The following is a 17,775-nucleotide window of genomic DNA, read 5'->3' on the forward strand; positions in this document are numbered from 1 at the left end:
CGCGGACTTGCCAAGCAAATCCGCGATTTTTTGTTTTTTTTATTTCTCAGGAATATCTTCAAGGGTTTTCTTGAGAAGTTGCCAGAATGGAGCCACTGTCTCGATAAGGGCGCGCTCTGTTGTCGTGTGAGGCGACTTCATGGTTGGTCCAAGGCTTACCACATCGAGATGGGGGTACTTGCCAAGAATAATAGAACACTCCAGGCCTGCATGGTCTACCTGAATGATACCATCTTTATCAAATAAGTCTTTATACTCCTTGAGCAGCAGATGCAGAATCTCTGAGTCGGGGTTTGGATCCCAACCGCCATAGCTGCCTGCGGTCTCAACTTTCATACCTGCCATATTGAAGCAACTCTCGAGGGTTTTGACAATATAGTCTTTCATATCCTCACGGCTACTACGGGCCAGAATCTTCAGTGAAGCCTTACCATCGCCAATATTGATGATAGCCAGGTTGCTGGATGTCTCTACTACGTCGGGATAGCTTGGTATCATGCGAACCACGCCGTCGTGACATGCGTAGATGGCATCAATCAAATTGTCTTGAATCTCTACGGGAACCTCTGTTTTGGGAGTCTCCACATCTTCGCAGATAACCTCAATGCCGCTCTCAATGCCCTTAAACTCGTCTTGGAAGTCCTCAAGCCAATCGGCTGCCAGTTCTTTCAAGGCTGTAACGTTTTCTTTAGGAAGTGTCAGCACCGCTTCGGCCTTGAAAGGAATAGCGTTGCGCATGTTGCCGCCCTGCCATCCTGCCAGACGGGCCTCACATTCCTCAATGGCTTCACGAACCAGCCGAACGAGCAACTTGTTGGCATTACCACGTCCCTCGTGAATCTCAAGTCCGGAGTGTCCGCCACGAAGTCCTTTAATGGTGACCTTGACTGCTGCATCGTCAGCATCGGTCTCTACTTCTTTATAGTCAAGTGTGGCAGTAATGTCAATGCCGCCAGCAGAACCAATGACGAACTTACCCCATGTCTCAGAGTCGAGATTCATCAGAATATCGCCATTCAGTTCGCCTTCTGGCAGTGCGTTGGCACCAAACATCCCCGTCTCTTCGTCGGCTGTAATCAGTGCTTCGATGGGGCCGTGCTTCAAGGTCTTGTCTTCCATCACAGCCATGATAGCTGCAACACCCAAGCCATTGTCGGCTCCAAGAGTGGTCCCTTTTGCTTTCACCCACTCGCCGTCAATCCATGGCTGGATGGGATCGGTCTCGAAATTATGGGTCGACTCTGGCGTCTTCTGGGGTACCATATCCATATGGGCCTGCAGAATGACCCCCTTCTTGTTTTCCATGCCAGGAGAAGCGGGTTTGCGCATCACAATATTGTCGGCAGAATCTTTGAAAACCTCGACGCCTGCCTTCTTACCGAAATCGAGCAGGAACTGCTGTATTTTCTCCAAATGTCCACTAGGGCGTGGTACCTGGGTCAGTGCATAAAAGTTTTTCCAGATGCACGCTGGGTTCAGATTTTTAATTTCACTCATAGTTATATCGTTTTAGAGTTTATACGCTTTGTAAAAGAGAGTGCTGCCCAAGCCCATACGCCAAGTGCTACGACAAGTAGAGTCTGAACAGTATGTACAATCAGTACGAAATAGAGGGCGTGCTCATCAATCACGCCATAGAGAATAAGCATCGTTTTTACAGCGAAATGCCAAGGGCCTGCGCCATTAGGCGTAGGTACGATAACTGCGATAGAGCCTACGACGAATGTCACCATTGCACATCCTAGTCCAAGATGTTCTGTAAAGTCGAAACAGAAGAACGTGAGATAGTAGTGCAGGAAATAGCTTACCCAGATACCAAGGGTGAAGAAAATGAAGAGGGGCTGGTTCTTGACTCCCTTCAATGAAATGATACCCTGCCAGATGCTCCCGATAGTGGCTTTCACCTTACTATATATATTGAGGCTCTGGAAAAGCACATGTACTAGAATAAGGATGGCAATCACACAGACTGCGGTCACAAGATAACCTGTGGCTGAGAACTTGTTGAAGATGGTATCAAGACTTGTGCCGGTCTTGTCGAAGAACGTACCGAAGACGCTCAGTTCGAATAACAGGGTGAGGCCCGTAATGCCACCTACGACTAGAGTGTCGATGGCTCGCTCTGTAACAACAGTGCCTAATGCCTTGGAAAATGATATGCCATCATAGCGTTTTAGAACGCCACAACGTGTGAACTCACCGATGCGGGGAATCATGAGGCTGACGGCATAAGACAGAAAGACGGCATACAGACTTGTAGATGTGCGCGGATGTTCATCTATAGGTTCCAGCGTCTGTTTCCATCGCCAGCCACGGAACATCTGTGCAAGAATACCGAAGGGAAATGACAATAGCATCCATGTCCAGTTCATCTCATTGGTCAGTACATGACTGATACGTCCGAAGTCTTCCCCCCGATACATCCAATACAAAATCGCTCCACCTAACAGAATAGGAAAGATGATTTTTGCAGCGTTGGTCATGATATTTTTCATTTCCATGGGGACAAAGGTACTACAAATCGATTGAAATACCAAATTTTATTTGGATATTTCTGAGATGCAATATACTTTCGAGCGAAGCTCAAAGTACTGAAATAAATTGATACGGGTCAATGAATCAACTGTTTTTCACCCTTTTATGTGTTTTTTCTTGTCTGTGTACGCAAACAGAAGTACCTTTGCAGCATCAAAAAGAACACAGGATAACCTAATTGAAAGATTAGAATAAGAATATGGTAGTATTATTTATGATAACATTTATCGTTGCAGTATGTGCTGCTGAGGCAATGAAAGCTGATAACGGCATGGATCTGAAAACGAAGTAGAAACTGAAAAATGAGAGAAGAAAGCATAGAAGAAGCAGGCAGGATGTGAATCTTGCCTGTTTTTCCTGTTTTTGTTTTGCATTTTACGTAAAAAATACTATCTTTGCACTCATGAAACAAGTTAGACCCAAGAAGAATCTCGGTCAGCACTTTCTGACCGATCTGAATATCGCCAAGCAGATAGCCGACACGGTAGATGCATGTCCTGAAATCCCTGTTTTGGAGGTGGGCCCGGGCATGGGAGTGATGACCCAGTATCTTGTAGAGAAACCAAGACCCTTTAAGGTCGTAGAAATAGACCGTGAGTCGGTGGCATATTTACAGGAACACTTTCCACGCCTACATAATAATATAATAGGTGGCGATTTCCTGCGTATGGATCTTCAGGAAATCTTCGATGGTCAGCAGTTTGTGTTGACGGGTAATTATCCCTATGACATTTCTTCGCAGATATTTTTTAAGATGCTTGATAATAAGGATCTGATACCTTGTTGCACGGGTATGATACAACGCGAGGTGGCCCTGCGCATGGCTTCACAGCCTGGCAATAAGCAGTATGGTATATTGTCTGTATTGATTCAGGCTTGGTATCATGTAGAATATCTCTTTACTGTTGAACCAGGTGTGTTCAATCCGCCCCCTAAGGTGAAGAGTGCGGTGATTCGGATGACGCGTAACGATGTGACCGATCTTGGCTGTGATGAACAGCTCTTCCGTCGTGTTGTTAAAACGGTGTTTAACCAGCGCCGTAAGATGTTGCGCGTGTCGCTGCGTCAAATCTTCAATGGTGATCATCCTGCGTCTCAAGCCTTCTTAGAGGATTCAATGATGACGCGCCGACCCGAACAGTTGTCTATTGCTGAGTTTGTGGAATTGACAAACAAGGTTGAAAAAGAGCTGTTTACGAACACAAAACAGGTGTGTTCGCACACAATTGGTTGATTTATATCAAAAGAAAGCCACTTTTTTGAGGAAAGTGGGGCATAATCCATTGCGGATTACAAAAATCGTCGTACCTTTGCATCGTCAAAAGGAAACAATTGACAATCTTCAATAGAAGTGATGATAATACAGAGGTATTAGTTTAAGGTAAATATAGATTGATTTAGGTTTTAGTTAGAGTTAATAGTTAGTTAGAATTTTGGTTTTAGGTTTATTAAATTTGATTTGAGATAGGTATTTTCTAAGGTGTTAGAAAGATTTGTTAGTAAGGATAACAGACGCAGTGGTGACACTCCGTTTCTTCTCAAGAAAAAAGGTTTTTAGTTATTCATAGATTGTTGGCGCCGCCCTCGAGTCGTTGATGACCCTTGAGCGGCTTTTTTTTTGTGTCTATTTCTTTCTGAGGGGTTTCCCCACAACTTTCTTCGTCACAGTTTTTTTCTCGATTTTGGATTTGGGTAGGTCTTTTGTAACTGTAGCCTTTAGAATACGGATATCCTCTATGGGACGGTCATTCTTATCGGTTTCAACTTGTTGGATCTTCTCTACAACATCCATGCCCTCAATAACTTCGCCGAAAACGGTATATTGGCCGTCAAGATGAGGTGTGCCGCCTATTGTTTTATAAGTATCAATCATCTCGGGTGTGAGTTTCACTTGCCCCTGAGTGGTTGAGTCCAGTTTCTCCTGTAATTTGTCAATCCGTTTATCATCAAAGATTTTTCCCCATACGATATAGAATTGACAGGCCGAACTCCGACGTTCTGGATTTACATTGTCGCCTTCTCTGGCCATAGCCACCACACCACGACGGTGGAAAATCTGTGGCAGACGGAATTCCGCTTCTGTGGTATAGTCAAAATCGCCAGTGCCAAGTAGCTCACCGGGTTTTGCGTGTTTACTGTTTGTGTCGCCACTCTGAATCATAAAGTCCTTGATGACGCGGTGGAAAAGTAGGGAGTCATAAATTCCCAGTTTCGTTATTTTCAGGAAGTTGTCACGCGTTAGAGGAGTCTCGTCATAGAGCGCGATACGGATATTACCAGCGGTGGTCTCGAAAAGGACCTCTGTATTTTTTGTTTGAGCTGTTACAACAGATAGAGAACACTGAATAGTGATTAGTAATAGGATAAATTTCTTCATCTTTCTTCTTCTTTTTTTAGTTTTAACTTCTCGGCCCAACCGCCTTTAAAAAGCCTTGCCAGGAAAATACTACCACGGAAAGTCAGTTCGATGGCCATAGCTGTCCAAACGCCTTTCAGACCATACTTCGGGGCAAGTGTAGCTGCAAGTGTGAGTCGAACCGCCCACATGGATGAAAGGCTCATGATAGCTGGGATGATCGTGTCTCCAGCCCCAATAAACACACCATTAGCTACGATAGCTGCAGCAAACATCGGTTCTGCCCATGCTTCAATCCTTAATACCTCTGTACCCAGACTGATCACCTCTTCAACAGGCGACATGATACCCATCAGTTCTGGAGCGAATATCCACATCAAGACACCCATCACCGTCATCACCGTAATACCCAGTCCTACGGACAGATAGGCGAATGAACGAGTGAGAATTCTCTGACCTGCGCCGATACCTTGTCCTACAAGGGTTGTTGCTGCCTCGGCAATACCGTAGCCAGGCATGTAGCAGAGGCTCTCTACTGTGATGGCCAGCGAATGGGCCGCAATGGATATCGTTCCCAATGGAGCCACGATTAAGGTACTTACTATCTGAGCAGAACCCATTAGTAGATGCTGTAATCCCATTGGAGCACCAATCTTAAAGGCCGTTTTGATGGTCTCTTCTCTGGGCTTAAATGACCCTGGATGCCCAACTAATGCGAGCATTTTCGACTTTACCAGCAGGAAGTACATCATCAGGCAGGCTGTGACAAACATTGCCATGCCTGTTCCTATCGCAGCACCTACAACTCCCATGTTGAGCACATAAATAAACAGGTAGTTGAAGATGACATCCATCACACACATACCGATGTTCAGCATTGAGGGTATTTTCATGTTGCCCGAGCATTTCAGCATCGAGCCTGCCAGACCTTCCATCTGGAAGAAGATGCCACAGACACCGAAGATGGCGAAATAGAGCGACGCATCACGGGCTATCTCCTCTGTTCCACCCAGCCAATATGGCAGATAAGGCGCAATGACAAGAGAGGTTGTGGAGATAATCAGAGCCCAAAGGAAACAGCACACCAACGACTGACGGAGCACTTTGCGTGCGGCTTCAAAATCGTTGGCGCCAATGAAATGGGCTACTTGTACGGAGAATCCCAACGAGGCTGCGTGGGCTAGTCCCCCCAAGAGCCAGCCGGTCGATTCCACTAGTCCGATGGCTGCAGAAGCTTTGGCACCCAGGTGTCCCACCATCGAGGCGTCGATGAAAAACATCACTGTCGCAGAAATCTGCGCCAGAATAGAGGGAATACTCAGGCTGACGATGAGCCAGAGCTTCTCCCTCTGTGTCATCGTACGGCCCTCGCGGATATAGGATAGCAGCAGTTCGCTATTCTTTACTTTCTTCATTCTTTAGTTTATATCTTACTCATAGCTGAACGCCATATAAGAATGAGGTTTCAGCGAAACGGCAAACTTAGTGGCTCTCTTTTTGTTCCAGCCCACCCAGTAGTCCTCTTGTTTGCCTTGGATGGAAGTGCCGTCTTCGAGATTCGCCAGACGTTTGAACCGCTCTGGTTCGCACGCCAGCTTGATGTCTATGGGGTCATCGTTGAAGTTCTCAACAATCAACGTGTGATTGTCGTATAGGAAAAGACTTACCTTGGCAGGCCCTTCAAGATAGAAATCCAAGTCCTGACTCATTGTGCGACGGATCTCTGTCAGCGCTGCGGCTGGGTAGTCGTAGAGGTTACCCATATCGTCAGGGATTGTGAGCACGTAGAGATAGCCGTCGGTATACTTGGCTTTGTGAAGAATGGGGAAGCCAGAGACGCCGCCTGTCAATGGACGTCCGGCGCTGACCACCTCCCAACTGTCATTCGTCTGATATCGCACTTGTGGAATCAGAATGTCGCGTGAGCTTTTGCCATATCTGCCAAAGTCGCTGACGAGCGCCTTTAGGTCAGAGCAGCGCAGTTCGCACACTTCCGCGATCTTCTCTGGGATAGCCTTCAACAGGCCACTGGTGATGATGACGTCTCTGCCGCTTGTCAGCTGGCCTTTTATCTTTTCCATGATGTCTGGGTCGCCTGCAGCCTGCTCTGTCAGCAGAATGATCTTCTGATCGTTGGCAAAAGTTGGATACATGTTCATAGGTAGACCAATCATACCCAGATAGTTCTGCAGGAAGTCCTCGCCCAATGCATGGAAGGGCTTATATGACTTGATGCCTATGGGATTGCCCAGTTTTCCCACCAGATTGTCGGCCTTGCGCAGGGTGATGTCGGCAATACGGGCCATCGTGGTGGGAGTTATCGTTTTGTTGCCTTTCTTGAAGGGGGCTCTCATCTCGTCGTAGTCCCAGCTGGTGCCTGTACCCTGCCATGAGGCACGGAAACTGTCGTTTAGGGGGACGTCGAGCAACTGATTGTAGGCAAAGAGCATCACGTCGCGCGCCTTAGCAATAGCCGTAAGATGGAGTTGCTCTGCATAACGGTCCATACTCATCTGAATGCCGCCAGCGTCAACCCATCCTCCTCCGTTGTACCCTGGACGTAGGTTCTCGAAATAACGTATAATGTTGTAGCTCAGATAGTTCTGAAGGTGCTGGGCGCTTGCAGGGTCGCGCGTCTCAGTACCCGTCCAGATGCCGTCAAAGAGTCTTGGCCCGTCTTCAAGATTGAAGCCGAGTCCTTGAAAATGGTCGTACCAGTTAGGATACTTGATGATGACCTTCACCTTAGGATTCACAGCCTTGGCGGGCCCGAGGACCAGGTTTCTGGCTGCATCGTTCATTAGCTGCAGACGATACTCCGTCCAGGTCTTCTTACCTTTCGCAGCCACTTCAACAGGACTCTTGCAACTGGTGAAGAAGAAGTCGTCGAGCAGAAACTCATCGAAATGGCGGGCTGTGGTTTCCGCTATCTTCTGCACCATCTTGCGATGCTCAGGGTCCGAGTAGCAGAAAGTCTCGAAGTCATTACTCTCGTTAATGGTATAAGTGATGCCGCCAGCCACCTCTATTCCCTGTTTCAGGAAGAACTGCTTGGCTTTCTCTATGGTCGCATCGTCGACAAGCAACAGGTCACGATGCGTCTCCAAGAATATCTTGTCTACATCCAACTGGTTGGAGATGGTGGCCCATGAGGTTTCGAGCCACTGGGTATCTTTCATTTTCTGTACCTCGTTGGCACGTACGTAGACTGAGACCTTGAAATGGTTGTGTTTGGCTGATGTGGATAATGTTGCCAGCAGGCATATTGCCATGCAGAGCGTATTCCTGAGTAATGAATACTTTGTCATATCAATGTTTATTTTGGTTGGTAACTAATCAGATGCGATGTTGATCCTACGCTTCGCCTTTAGGCAGGTCGAAAGGAGCAATAGGATTGGGATCCTGACTGGGGATTCGGATGGCGCCGAACTCTTTCTCGTAGCGCATGATATTCTCCTGAAGTGCGGCCAGCAAGCGCTTTGCGTGCTCTGGAGCCAGTATCACGCGGCTCTTCACTTGAGCCTTAGGCAGACCGGGCAGCACACGTGCAAAGTCTATGATGAAATCGCTGCTCGAGTGCGTGATGATGGCGAAATTAGCATACTCTCCCTGCGCCACTTCCTGTGGCAACTCTAATTGCAGACCCTGCTGCTCGTTATTCTTTTCGTTCATATCGTTTTTATATTATTCAGATTGCAAATTTACAAAAGATTTCCCAAATATCATGCTGGCTTAGCTGAAAATATACATTATTTAATATATATGACGACTGTTATCTGTAAAGTGGCTTACGATGACTTTACTCCGAGTAAAAGCAAACTTTACTCCGAGTAAAATGGCAGTTTACTCCGAGTAAACCTATAGAATGGGCGTAGAGCTCTTTGACAGCGGATTCGACATACACTAATCCAACTACATTCTTGGAAAATTGGGGCAGTGGTGTAGGTTGTATGTTTGATGTTTGGTGGTGTAAATGTGGTGCACTTTGTTATACAAGAATCCGCAAGCGACTGAATTTCAGCTTCTTGCGGATTCTTAAAGTGATCCGTTTGGGGCTCGAACCCAAGACCCCAACATTAAAAGTGTTGTGCTCTACCAACTGAGCTAACGGATCAACCTTGATTTTTGCAATCTTTCGAAAGCGGCTGCAAAGGTATGCATATTTTTCGAATCTGCCAAATTTATTGGGAGAATTTTTGCTTTTTTTTGCCAATTTAGTCGGGCGGAGTGCCTTGTTCCACCTCTTCTGCCTCGCCTTCCTTCGTTACGTAACGTTGATAATATGCAATAAGCAGTGTGGTGAGCGGCAAGGCGATAATCAGGCCGATAAAGCCGAGCAACGCACCCCAGACAGAGAGCGAAAGCAGCAGGATGGCGGGGTTCAGTCCCATAGCCTTACCCATTATCTTCGGCGTCACTATCATGTCACAAATCAGCTGTACTACGATAAATACCAATAGGGCCATCGCTAGGATAATCCAGAAATTCTGTCCTGTGTCGGCCGATTTCAGTAACGCTAGCAATACCGTGGGTATCAGGGCGAAAGTATGCAGATAGGGCACGAGGTCCATAATTCCGATCATGATGCCGAGGCCGATAGCCATCGGAAAGTCGATAATGGTGAAGCCAATGCAGAAAAGTACACCCATGATAAGGGCGACAAGCCCCTGTCCACGCACGTAGTTGTTCAGCTCACGCTCTACGTCGAGCATCAGTTCTTGCCAGAACGGACGTGCCTTCTTGGGGAAGATGCGTATCCAGTTGTTTGTCAGATACTCGTAGTCGAGCAGGATGAAGAACATATATAATAAGGTGATGAACGAAGCCACTACGCTCACAATGACGCTGTAGGTCTGCCCGAGAACATTGAAGATTCCTGGCATAATCTGCTTGATGCTATCGGTAAAGGTGTCGCTGCGGAAGAATTTCTCTATCTCTCCCTGATTGTCGACCCACCATTGGCTGATGGCAGCTGGTATCGAGGTGATATGTGCAGACTTGTGGATATAGTCGCTTACCAACTGTCCTAGTTTCTCGAACTGTTCAATCATTGGAGGGATAATCAGATAGATGATGCCACTCACAACGGCTATTACGACGATAAGCGTCACGATGATGCTCAATGCACGAGGCAGACGCATGTGGCGCTCCACGAATTTCACAATAGGGTAGAGCAGATAGGCGAAGAACCATGCGATAGCAAATGGTAACAGCACGCTGCTCAGATAGTTGATAAGCAGCAGGATGGCCACAACGAGCAGACCTCCTCCTACCCAACGTACCAGACGGTCAAGAGTGATTGTCTTTTCTTTCATTTTCTTCTTTTATGGCTTTTTGGTAACATTCACGGCACAGAGGCTCGTACTCGGTAGTCTCGCCAAGCAGTACTCGTTGCTCTGAGTCAACCTTGCGATGACTTACATAGGCCAGATTGCCACAACGTACACAGATGGCATGCACCTTTGTCACATCGTCGGCAATGGCGCAGAGAGCAGGCATTGGGCCGAACGGAACGCCTTTGAAGTCCATGTCGAGTCCTGCCACGATAACGCGTACTCCGCGGTTGGCCAACTCATTACACACTTCTACAATGCCCATATCGAAAAATTGGGCCTCGTCGATACCTACCACGTCAATGTCGCTTGTGAGCAGCAATATACTTGCCGACGAGTCGATGGGCGTAGAGAGTATGTGGTTCTGGTCGTGGCTCACCACGTCTTCCTCGGAGTATCTCACGTCGATGGCGGGTTTGAATATCTCCACTTTCTGCTTGGCAAACTGCGCACGCCGTAACCTACGGATCAGTTCTTCCGTCTTGCCCGAGAACATCGAGCCGCACACCACTTCAATTCTTCCAGGACGGTGCGCCTCTCCTGTTAAGTTGTCTGTCATAATGGTGCAAAGGTACGAATAAGCGCATAAAATACCAAATTAATTTGAGTATTTTTGAGCGAAAGTACCTTCGAGCGTGGCTCAAAATAACAAAATACCTTTTAAAAATTGCAAAGATTTTACCTGTTTTTTTGTCAATTCTGAGATTTTACCTTAAATTTGTCCCCTGTTATGGGTATATTGTACATAGTACCGACCCCAGTAGGCAATATGGAGGACATGACATTCCGTGCCGTCCGTATTCTGAAAGAGGCAGACCTCGTGCTGGCGGAGGACACCCGTACTTCGGGTATCCTGCTTAAGCATTATGACATTCGCAACCAGTTGATGTCGCATCATAAATTCAATGAACATGGTACCAGCGCTGGAGTCGTCAGCCGATTGTTGGCGGGCGAGAATGTGGCATTGATTAGTGATGCGGGAACTCCTGGCATCAGCGACCCGGGCTTCTTCCTTGTTCGTGAGGCTGTCAGGGCTGGTGTCGAGGTTCAGTGTCTGCCTGGAGCTACGGCCTTTGTTCCTGCTCTGGTGTCGAGCGGACTGCCTTGCGACCGTTTTGCCTTCGAAGGTTTTCTTCCTCAGAAAAAGGGGCGCCAGACTAAGATCGAGTCGCTGAAGGAAGAACAGCGCACCATGATTTTCTACGAGTCGCCCTATCGTCTGTTGAAGACCCTCCAACAATTTGCTGAGGCCTATGGTGGTGACCGTCAGGTCAGCGTATGTCGCGAGATATCCAAGATTCACGAAGAGAGTGTACGTGGATCGCTCGATGAGGTGATAGCCCATTTCAAGGAAAAAGAACCCAAGGGAGAGATTGTGATAGTTCTGGCAGGAGCCAGCAGTTAATGATAGAATAACATATTAATTTTATAAGTTATGAAAAAACTATTTATCTTAACCATGTGCGTTTTTGCACTGGCTAGCTGTAATGAAGGCGTGAAGAAAGCCGAGCAGGCTGCCCAGCAGCAGCGTGACTCGCTGAATCAGATTATTGCCCAGAAGGACAATGAGATCAACGACATGATGACTACGCTGAGCGACATCGAGGAAGGCTTCCGCGAGATTACCGAGGCGCAGAATCGTGTTACGCTTGCCAAGCAAGGCGAGGGTACCAATACCACTCAGCGCATTAAGGAGAACTTCCAGTTCATCCAGAGTGTAATGAAGCAGAACAAGGAGCTTATCAATAAACTGAAACAGCAGGTTCGTGAGAGTAGTGTGAAGGGTGGTCAGCTGAAAAAGATCATCGATAACCTTACTGAACAGATGGAGAAGAAAGACCAGCAGTTGCAGGCTCTTCGTGAGGAACTCGACAGGAAGGACATCCATATCGCAGAGCTCGATGAGCAGGTGGCCGACCTGAATACTAATGTCAGCAACCTTACGGCTGAAAATACTGAGAAGTCGCAGACTATCTCTACTCAGGACAAGCAACTTAACACCGCTTGGTTCGTATTCGGCACAAGCAAGGAACTCAAGGAACACAACGTGCTCGTAAAGGGTAAGGTGCTTCAGGGCGACTTCGACAAGAGCTACTTCACAAAGATTGATATCCGCATCGATAAGGAAATCAAACTCTATAGCAAGTCTGCCGCTATTCTGACGGCTCACCCTGCAAGTTCTTACACGCTGGAGCGTGATGCCAACAAGCAGTATGTCCTTCGCATTACCAACCCGCAGACTTTCTGGTCAACTAGTAAGTATCTCGTAGTTCAGGTAAAGTAAGTTCAGACTTGTTAACAATATGATAAAGAAGGGAACTCAAGGAAGAGTTTCCTTCTTTTTTTTTCTTTTTGTGTCATAATGTCGTCGGAAACAGATTTTTGCTTACACTTTGTAATATCGGGCAAAATGACGCAAAATGATTGATTTAAGTCAATTGATAGGTTTTAAAGTTAAAAAAATGCAGTAAAAATGTGATTTTTATATAAAATTATTCGTTTTTGGCGAATTTATGCATTAAATTTGCACCCTGAACTTGAAAAAGTTAAAAAACGTATGATGCTTCCATCGTGGAGCTAATAGTTTAGTTACTTATTATACATATTTAAATATTAATTAATCAAAAGAGAGAGAATTTATGGAAAAAAGACTAACGTTGTTTTTTGTCAGCCTCTTCCTGTTCGTAGGTAGCGCGCTGGCTCAGACGAAAGTTTCCGGTACTGTGCTTTCTCAGGAAGACGGTCAGCCCATCATCGGTGCTGCTGTTAAGGTAGACGGTACAAGTACAGGTATGTTGACTGACGTGAATGGTCGCTTCAACCTGACTCTTCCCGAGGGTTCGAAGACTCTGACCATTTCTTACTTGGGTTACGAGCCCAAGACCGTAACAGCCAAGAACGGTATGCGTGTGTTCCTGAAGAGCGACGCTGCCGCCCTCGACGAGGTTATTGTTGTGGCTTATGGTACTCAGAAGAAGTCAGCCTTCACCGGTTCTGCCGCTCAGGTAGACTCTAAGGCCATCGAGGCTCACGTTTCTTCTAACGTAGCCAATGCTTTGGCTGGTGCTGCTCCTGGTGTGCAGATCGTAAGTGATAATGGTGACCCTACCAACAGCTCTCCAAAGATTCGCGTTCGTGGTGTCGGTTCTATGTCAGCCGGTAACAACCCGCTGATTGTGCTCGATGGTATGCCTTTCGATGGTGCCCTGAACTCAATCAACCCGAACGACGTGGAGTCGATGACCGTACTGAAGGATGCTTCTGCCAGCGCCATCTATGGTGCTCGTGGTGCCAACGGTGTTGTGCTCATCACCACCAAGAAGGGTCGTAACCAAGAGGCTGAGATTAAGTTTGACGCCAAGTGGGGTTCTAATAGCCGTTTGATTCCGCAGTATGACGTGATTGATGATCCCGGTCAGTACTATGAGACTTACTTCAAGCAGCTCTACAACTCACAGATTTATAATGGTAAGACCGCTGCTGAAGCTTATGCTTTTGCCAACAAGAACCTGTACGATGAAAAGAATGGTGGTCTGGGTTACCAGATTTTCACTGTTCCCGAGGGTGAGAATCTGATTGGTACTAATCTGCGCCTGAACCCCAATGCTAAGTTGGGTTACAGCGATGGTCAGTACTATTACACTCCCGACAACTGGTACGACGAGGCTTTCCACAATTCATTCCGTCAGGAATATAATGTCAGCTTCAGCGGTGTTACCGATAAGCTGAACTACTATGCAAGTGCTGGTTACCTGAAAGATGGTGGTATCGTCAACAACTCTGATATGCAGCGTTATACTGCTCGCTTGAATGTGGATTATCAGGTGAAGAAGTGGTTGAAGGTCGGTACTAACATGAACTTCTCACACCGTAATGCTGATCAGCCTTCATATTCTACTTCTTCATGGGGTTCATCAGGTAATATCTTCTATATCTGTAACATGATTGCTCCCATCTATCCGCTCTATGTGCGTGACGCTCAGGGTAATATCATGACAGAGGCAGGCCGTACGGTCTACGATTCTAACAATACGAACTTCAAGCGTGCAAACTTCGTTGGTAATGCCGTTCGCGACAATGAGGTTAACCGTACTAAGACTTTCTACGACAACTTCGACGGAAAGTTCTCTGCTGTTGTTACTCCTATCGAAGGTCTGACACTGAGTGCTAACCTCGCTGTTTCTGCACGTAACTCTCGTGAGAACGATCTGAGTTCTACTTTTGGTAGTGCATCTGCTCAGGATGGTGCTGCTTACGTTTATCATTTCCGTTTCTTCAACGTAACCAACCAGTATCTGGCTAACTACCGTACTGACTTCGCCAACAATACCCATCATCTGGATGTGCTGGCTGGTTATGAGCAGTATAAGCATCAGTATCAGTATCTCTATGCTAGCAACGACCGCTTGTTCAATCCATATATCGGTGAAGTTGGTAACGCTGCTGGTTCTGAGAACAAGAAGATGGACTCTTTCACTCAGAAATATATGACCGAGGGTTACCTTGGCCGTGTACAGTACGACTATCTCGAGAAGTATTTCGTAAGCGCTTCTTATCGTCGTGATGCTTCAAGCCGTTTCGCTCCTGGTCATCGCTGGGGTAACTTCTACAGCCTCGGTCTCGCTTGGGAAATGTCTAAAGAGAAGTTCCTGAAGGATGTGAAGTGGATTGATATGTTGAAACTGAAGGCCAGTTATGGTGAGCAGGGTAACGACGCCATCGGTACACTCGCTGGTGATGCTCGTACCTCTTCAACTGTAGGTTGGTTTACACCGTATGCTGACCAGTATGAGGCCTCTTATTCTGATGGCTACTCACTCGTTCTGAAATATAAGGGTAATGATGAGTTGACTTGGGAAAAGTCAAAGGCTTACAACATCGGTGTTGACTTCTCACTGTTCAAGGGTCGCCTGACTGGTACTCTCGAGTACTTCAACCGTAAGACCTCTGACCTGCTGTACTACAAACCCGTGCCCCTGTCAGCTGGTAACCCCACAGGTGAGTATCCTACCAACGTTGGTCAGATTACCAACAAGGGTGTTGAGTTCAACGTAACAGGTACTATCCTGAAGACCCGTGACATCACATGGACTGCCAACCTGAACCTCACTCACTATAAGAACGTCATCGATAAGCTCGATGAGTCTGTACGTGAGAATGGTATCAAGAGTAGCACCTATATCTATGAGGAGGGTGGTTCACTCTACGACGCTTATATGTTCAAGTATGCTGGTGTCGACAAGGAAACTGGTGAAGCTCTGTACTACTACAAGGAGAAAGATGAGAATGGTAAGGAGACAGGTCGCGACCTGACGACATCTAACTTCTCACAGGCCGAGAAGTATAACTGTGGTAGTGTTCTGCCTAAACTCTATGGTGGTTTCGGTACAACTCTCTATGCTTACGGTTTCGACTTTACAGCTCAGTTCCAGTTCCAGCTCGGTGGTAAGATCTACGACGGTTCTTATCAGGCTCTGATGCATACTCAGTCTTCTGCTGGTCAGGCATGGCATAAGGATGCCCTGAAAGCTTGGACTCCTGAGAATCCTAACACTGACGTTCCTCGTCTGGATGGCGACACTCAGGTAGGTCAGTCAGTTGTTGACCGTTTCCAGATCAGTTCAAACTATCTGAGTCTGAACAACCTGACTCTGGGTTACACCTTTCCGAAGAACATTATCACCCCGTTGACACTCAGTTCACTGCGTGTTTATGTGGCTGGCGAGAATTTGTTCGTAATGTCAAAGCGTAAGGGCCTTGATCCTCGTTATTCACTTGGTATCGGTGGTTATACCAGCGGTTCAGGTCTGAATACGAACTCTTACTCTGCTATGCGTACCATCACTGCCGGTCTGACGGTGACATTCTAAAGAAGTTAAGAATTAAGAATTAAGATTTAAGAGACATATGAAGTTCAATAAAATATCAATTCTCGCAGTTGCCGGAGTGCTGACACTCACGGCTTGCGATGACGTGAACAAGCAGGAACCAGCAGGTGGCATGATCACTCAGAGTCAGTTGACTGATACCTATAGCGCTATCAGTTCTCGTGTTGATGCTACTTTCTCAGGTATGTTCAGCATGATGGGTGAGCCTTATGGCGTATTTGGTACTGGTCGTGGCCGTGCTGACGACTTTGGCTTTGTTATGGCTGCCCTTTCACAGGATGCTGAGGGCGCCGACTATATTTATCCGAACAGTGGTTACAACTGGTTCTCTGTATGTGGTGAGTATACCTCTCGCACCCCGAACTATGCTAACCCCTATATCCGCTATGCCATCGTTTACAATCAGATTAAGATTGCCAACGACATCATCGGTTCACTCGGTGAGGTGGAGGACGCTGAAAGTCAGAACAAGGTAGCTCAGGCTCGTGCAATTCGTGCTTTCGACTACCTGAACCTGGTACCTTACTTCCAGTTCAACTATCAGGGTCATCAGAATGATCCCTGTGTGCCCATCGTGACGCCTGAGACCGCAGATCCTGCCAACAACCCCCGTGCTACTGTACAGGAGGTTTATGACCTGATCTTGAGCGACCTCGATGCAGCTATCGCTGTCCTTGGTGCTGACCGCGATAATAAGTCACGTATTAATATCAACGTAGCTTACGGTCTTCGTGCCCGTGCAAACCTTTATATGGGTAATTGGGCTGGGGCTGCTGCTGATGCCGCTAAGGCTATGGAGGGCTTTACCCCTGCATCAATCGCAGAGGTCTCTACTCCTACCTTCGTTGACGCTAGTGAGCACAACTGGATGTGGGCCATCATCCTGACAGACGATCAGGCCAAGGATCATTATTCAACCAGTGCTTCTTGGCTGTCAAGTTTCTCTGCCAGTGCCTATACAGCAGGTGCAGCTTGTTATGCTATGATCAATAAGATGCTCTTCGATAAGATCTCTGCAACCGACGTTCGTAAGGGCTGGTGGGTTGACGAGAATCTGCACTCACCGCTGCTTGCTACTATCTCTTGGGATGGTACAACAGGTGATGCAATATCAACTCTGTATATTGGTGACGTGAAAGAGCCATTCGAGCCATATACCAATGTTAAATTCGGTATGAAGAAAGGTATTGGTAGCACCATGAACAGCAACGACTTCCCTCTGATGCGTGTTGAGGAGATGATTCTGATTCAGGCTGAGGGTCTTGCTAAGAGTGGCAACGAGACTCAGGCTCGTCAGATTCTTGAGAACTTCGTGAAGACCTATCGTGATCCTGCTTATGACAGCACAAAGGGTGGCCGTTCTCTTGCTGACGAAATCTGGTACCAGCGTCGTGTAGAACTCTGGGGTGAAGGTTTCTTTATGGCCGACGCTAACCGTCTGCACAAACCCGTTGTTCGCTTCCACGACAATGCTGACAGCACCAATGAGCCTGATGCATTCCGCTTCAACATCGATCCCGATGATCCTTGGCTGCTGATGCGCTTTAGCGATAGTGAGACTAACGCTAATGCTGCTATCATTAACAACACAGGTGGTTCTCAGCCTAAGCAGGATCAGAACCCTGGTCTCCGTGACGGTGTAACAGACTAATTAATGAATTAA

13 protein-coding genes and 1 tRNA gene are annotated in these 17,775 nt (G+C 47.0%); 5 read left to right on the top strand and 9 right to left on the bottom strand.

Features of this window, described 5'->3' with window-relative positions:
- Positions 1-39: 39 nt before the first annotated feature.
- Together T325_RS02465 and T325_RS02470 are read right to left on the bottom strand one after the other, a co-directional pair.
- Positions 40-1,497: an aminoacyl-histidine dipeptidase gene (locus tag T325_RS02465; protein ID WP_036910196.1), complete on the bottom strand. Its 1,458-nt coding sequence runs from the start codon at positions 1,495-1,497 to the stop codon at positions 40-42.
- 2 nt (positions 1,498-1,499) lie between these two features.
- On the bottom strand, positions 1,500-2,501 hold the full coding sequence (locus T325_RS02470) for a lysylphosphatidylglycerol synthase transmembrane domain-containing protein (protein ID WP_036910197.1): 1,002 nt from the start codon (positions 2,499-2,501) through the stop codon (positions 1,500-1,502).
- Positions 2,502-2,938: 437 nt separating this feature from the next.
- On the opposite strand from T325_RS02470, the gene rsmA reads away from it, so the two are divergent.
- Entirely contained in the window at positions 2,939-3,769 is an 831-nt protein-coding gene (rsmA, locus tag T325_RS02475) for a 16S rRNA (adenine(1518)-N(6)/adenine(1519)-N(6))-dimethyltransferase RsmA (RefSeq protein WP_036910198.1), read from the top strand.
- A 390-nt stretch (positions 3,770-4,159) separates the two neighbouring features.
- Here the strand turns inward: rsmA and T325_RS02480 are convergent, their stop codons facing one another.
- The 7 genes from T325_RS02480 to T325_RS02510 all read right to left on the bottom strand — a co-directional run bounded on the left by T325_RS02480 (position 4,160) and on the right by T325_RS02510 (position 10,783).
- Positions 4,160-4,912 (bottom strand): peptidylprolyl isomerase, encoded by a 753-nt coding sequence (locus T325_RS02480; protein WP_081911016.1) that lies wholly within the window; start codon positions 4,910-4,912, stop codon positions 4,160-4,162.
- Complete coding sequence (locus T325_RS02485) at positions 4,909-6,306, bottom strand: MATE family efflux transporter (protein WP_036910199.1); 1,398 nt, start codon at positions 6,304-6,306, stop codon at positions 4,909-4,911. Before T325_RS02485 ends, T325_RS02480 begins: the two co-directional genes overlap by 4 nt.
- A gap of 15 nt (positions 6,307-6,321) precedes the next feature.
- Complete coding sequence (locus tag T325_RS02490) at positions 6,322-8,199, bottom strand: hypothetical protein (protein WP_197051298.1); 1,878 nt, start codon at positions 8,197-8,199, stop codon at positions 6,322-6,324.
- Between the two features lie 46 nt (positions 8,200-8,245).
- On the bottom strand, positions 8,246-8,563 hold the full coding sequence (locus tag T325_RS02495; RefSeq protein WP_036910201.1) for a DUF3467 domain-containing protein: 318 nt from the start codon (positions 8,561-8,563) through the stop codon (positions 8,246-8,248).
- A gap of 369 nt (positions 8,564-8,932) precedes the next feature.
- Positions 8,933-9,005: transfer RNA gene (locus tag T325_RS02500), tRNA-Lys, on the bottom strand.
- A gap of 100 nt (positions 9,006-9,105) precedes the next feature.
- Entirely contained in the window at positions 9,106-10,206 is a 1,101-nt protein-coding gene (locus T325_RS02505) for an AI-2E family transporter (protein WP_036910202.1), read from the bottom strand.
- Positions 10,181-10,783: a thymidine kinase gene (locus T325_RS02510; protein ID WP_036910203.1), complete on the bottom strand. Its 603-nt coding sequence runs from the start codon at positions 10,781-10,783 to the stop codon at positions 10,181-10,183. The genes T325_RS02505 and T325_RS02510 overlap by 26 nt, the downstream gene beginning before the upstream one ends.
- Before the next feature lie 171 nt (positions 10,784-10,954).
- Here T325_RS02510 and rsmI point away from each other — a divergent pair, with 171 nt between their 5' ends.
- The 4 genes from rsmI (at position 10,955) to T325_RS02530 (ending at position 17,763) form a co-directional block, all read left to right on the top strand.
- Complete coding sequence (gene rsmI / locus T325_RS02515) at positions 10,955-11,629, top strand: 16S rRNA (cytidine(1402)-2'-O)-methyltransferase (RefSeq protein WP_036910204.1); 675 nt, start codon at positions 10,955-10,957, stop codon at positions 11,627-11,629.
- Between the two features lie 30 nt (positions 11,630-11,659).
- Entirely contained in the window at positions 11,660-12,508 is an 849-nt protein-coding gene (locus tag T325_RS02520; RefSeq protein WP_036910205.1) for a Cbp1 family collagen-binding glycoprotein adhesin, read from the top strand.
- Between the two features lie 355 nt (positions 12,509-12,863).
- Positions 12,864-16,094, top strand: coding sequence for a SusC/RagA family TonB-linked outer membrane protein (locus T325_RS02525; protein WP_036910206.1), 3,231 nt, complete (start codon positions 12,864-12,866; stop codon positions 16,092-16,094).
- A gap of 37 nt (positions 16,095-16,131) precedes the next feature.
- Positions 16,132-17,763: a RagB/SusD family nutrient uptake outer membrane protein gene (locus T325_RS02530; protein ID WP_036910207.1), complete on the top strand. Its 1,632-nt coding sequence runs from the start codon at positions 16,132-16,134 to the stop codon at positions 17,761-17,763.
- The last annotated feature ends 12 nt before the right edge of the window (positions 17,764-17,775 follow it).

The sequence above is a fragment of the Prevotella sp. FD3004 genome (genome assembly GCF_000746155.1).
Taxonomy (GTDB): domain Bacteria; phylum Bacteroidota; class Bacteroidia; order Bacteroidales; family Bacteroidaceae; genus Prevotella.

Excerpts from the sequence above, each read along its gene's own strand:
- T325_RS02510 (WP_036910203.1), bottom strand. The coding sequence starts at position 10,783 with ATGACAGACAACTTAACAGGAGAGGCGCACCGTCCTGGAAGAATTGAA.
- T325_RS02490 (WP_197051298.1), bottom strand. The coding sequence starts at position 8,199 with ATGACAAAGTATTCATTACTCAGGAATACGCTCTGCATGGCAATATGC.
- T325_RS02530 (WP_036910207.1), top strand. The coding sequence starts at position 16,132 with ATGAAGTTCAATAAAATATCAATTCTCGCAGTTGCCGGAGTGCTGACA.
- T325_RS02480 (WP_081911016.1), bottom strand. The coding sequence starts at position 4,912 with ATGAAGAAATTTATCCTATTACTAATCACTATTCAGTGTTCTCTATCT.
- T325_RS02465 (WP_036910196.1), bottom strand. The coding sequence starts at position 1,497 with ATGAGTGAAATTAAAAATCTGAACCCAGCGTGCATCTGGAAAAACTTT.
- rsmA (WP_036910198.1), top strand. The coding sequence starts at position 2,939 with ATGAAACAAGTTAGACCCAAGAAGAATCTCGGTCAGCACTTTCTGACC.
- T325_RS02505 (WP_036910202.1), bottom strand. The coding sequence starts at position 10,206 with ATGAAAGAAAAGACAATCACTCTTGACCGTCTGGTACGTTGGGTAGGA.
- rsmI (WP_036910204.1), top strand. The coding sequence starts at position 10,955 with ATGGGTATATTGTACATAGTACCGACCCCAGTAGGCAATATGGAGGAC.
- T325_RS02470 (WP_036910197.1), bottom strand. The coding sequence starts at position 2,501 with ATGGAAATGAAAAATATCATGACCAACGCTGCAAAAATCATCTTTCCT.
- T325_RS02520 (WP_036910205.1), top strand. The coding sequence starts at position 11,660 with ATGAAAAAACTATTTATCTTAACCATGTGCGTTTTTGCACTGGCTAGC.
- T325_RS02525 (WP_036910206.1), top strand. The coding sequence starts at position 12,864 with ATGGAAAAAAGACTAACGTTGTTTTTTGTCAGCCTCTTCCTGTTCGTA.
- T325_RS02485 (WP_036910199.1), bottom strand. The coding sequence starts at position 6,306 with ATGAAGAAAGTAAAGAATAGCGAACTGCTGCTATCCTATATCCGCGAG.
- T325_RS02495 (WP_036910201.1), bottom strand. The coding sequence starts at position 8,563 with ATGAACGAAAAGAATAACGAGCAGCAGGGTCTGCAATTAGAGTTGCCA.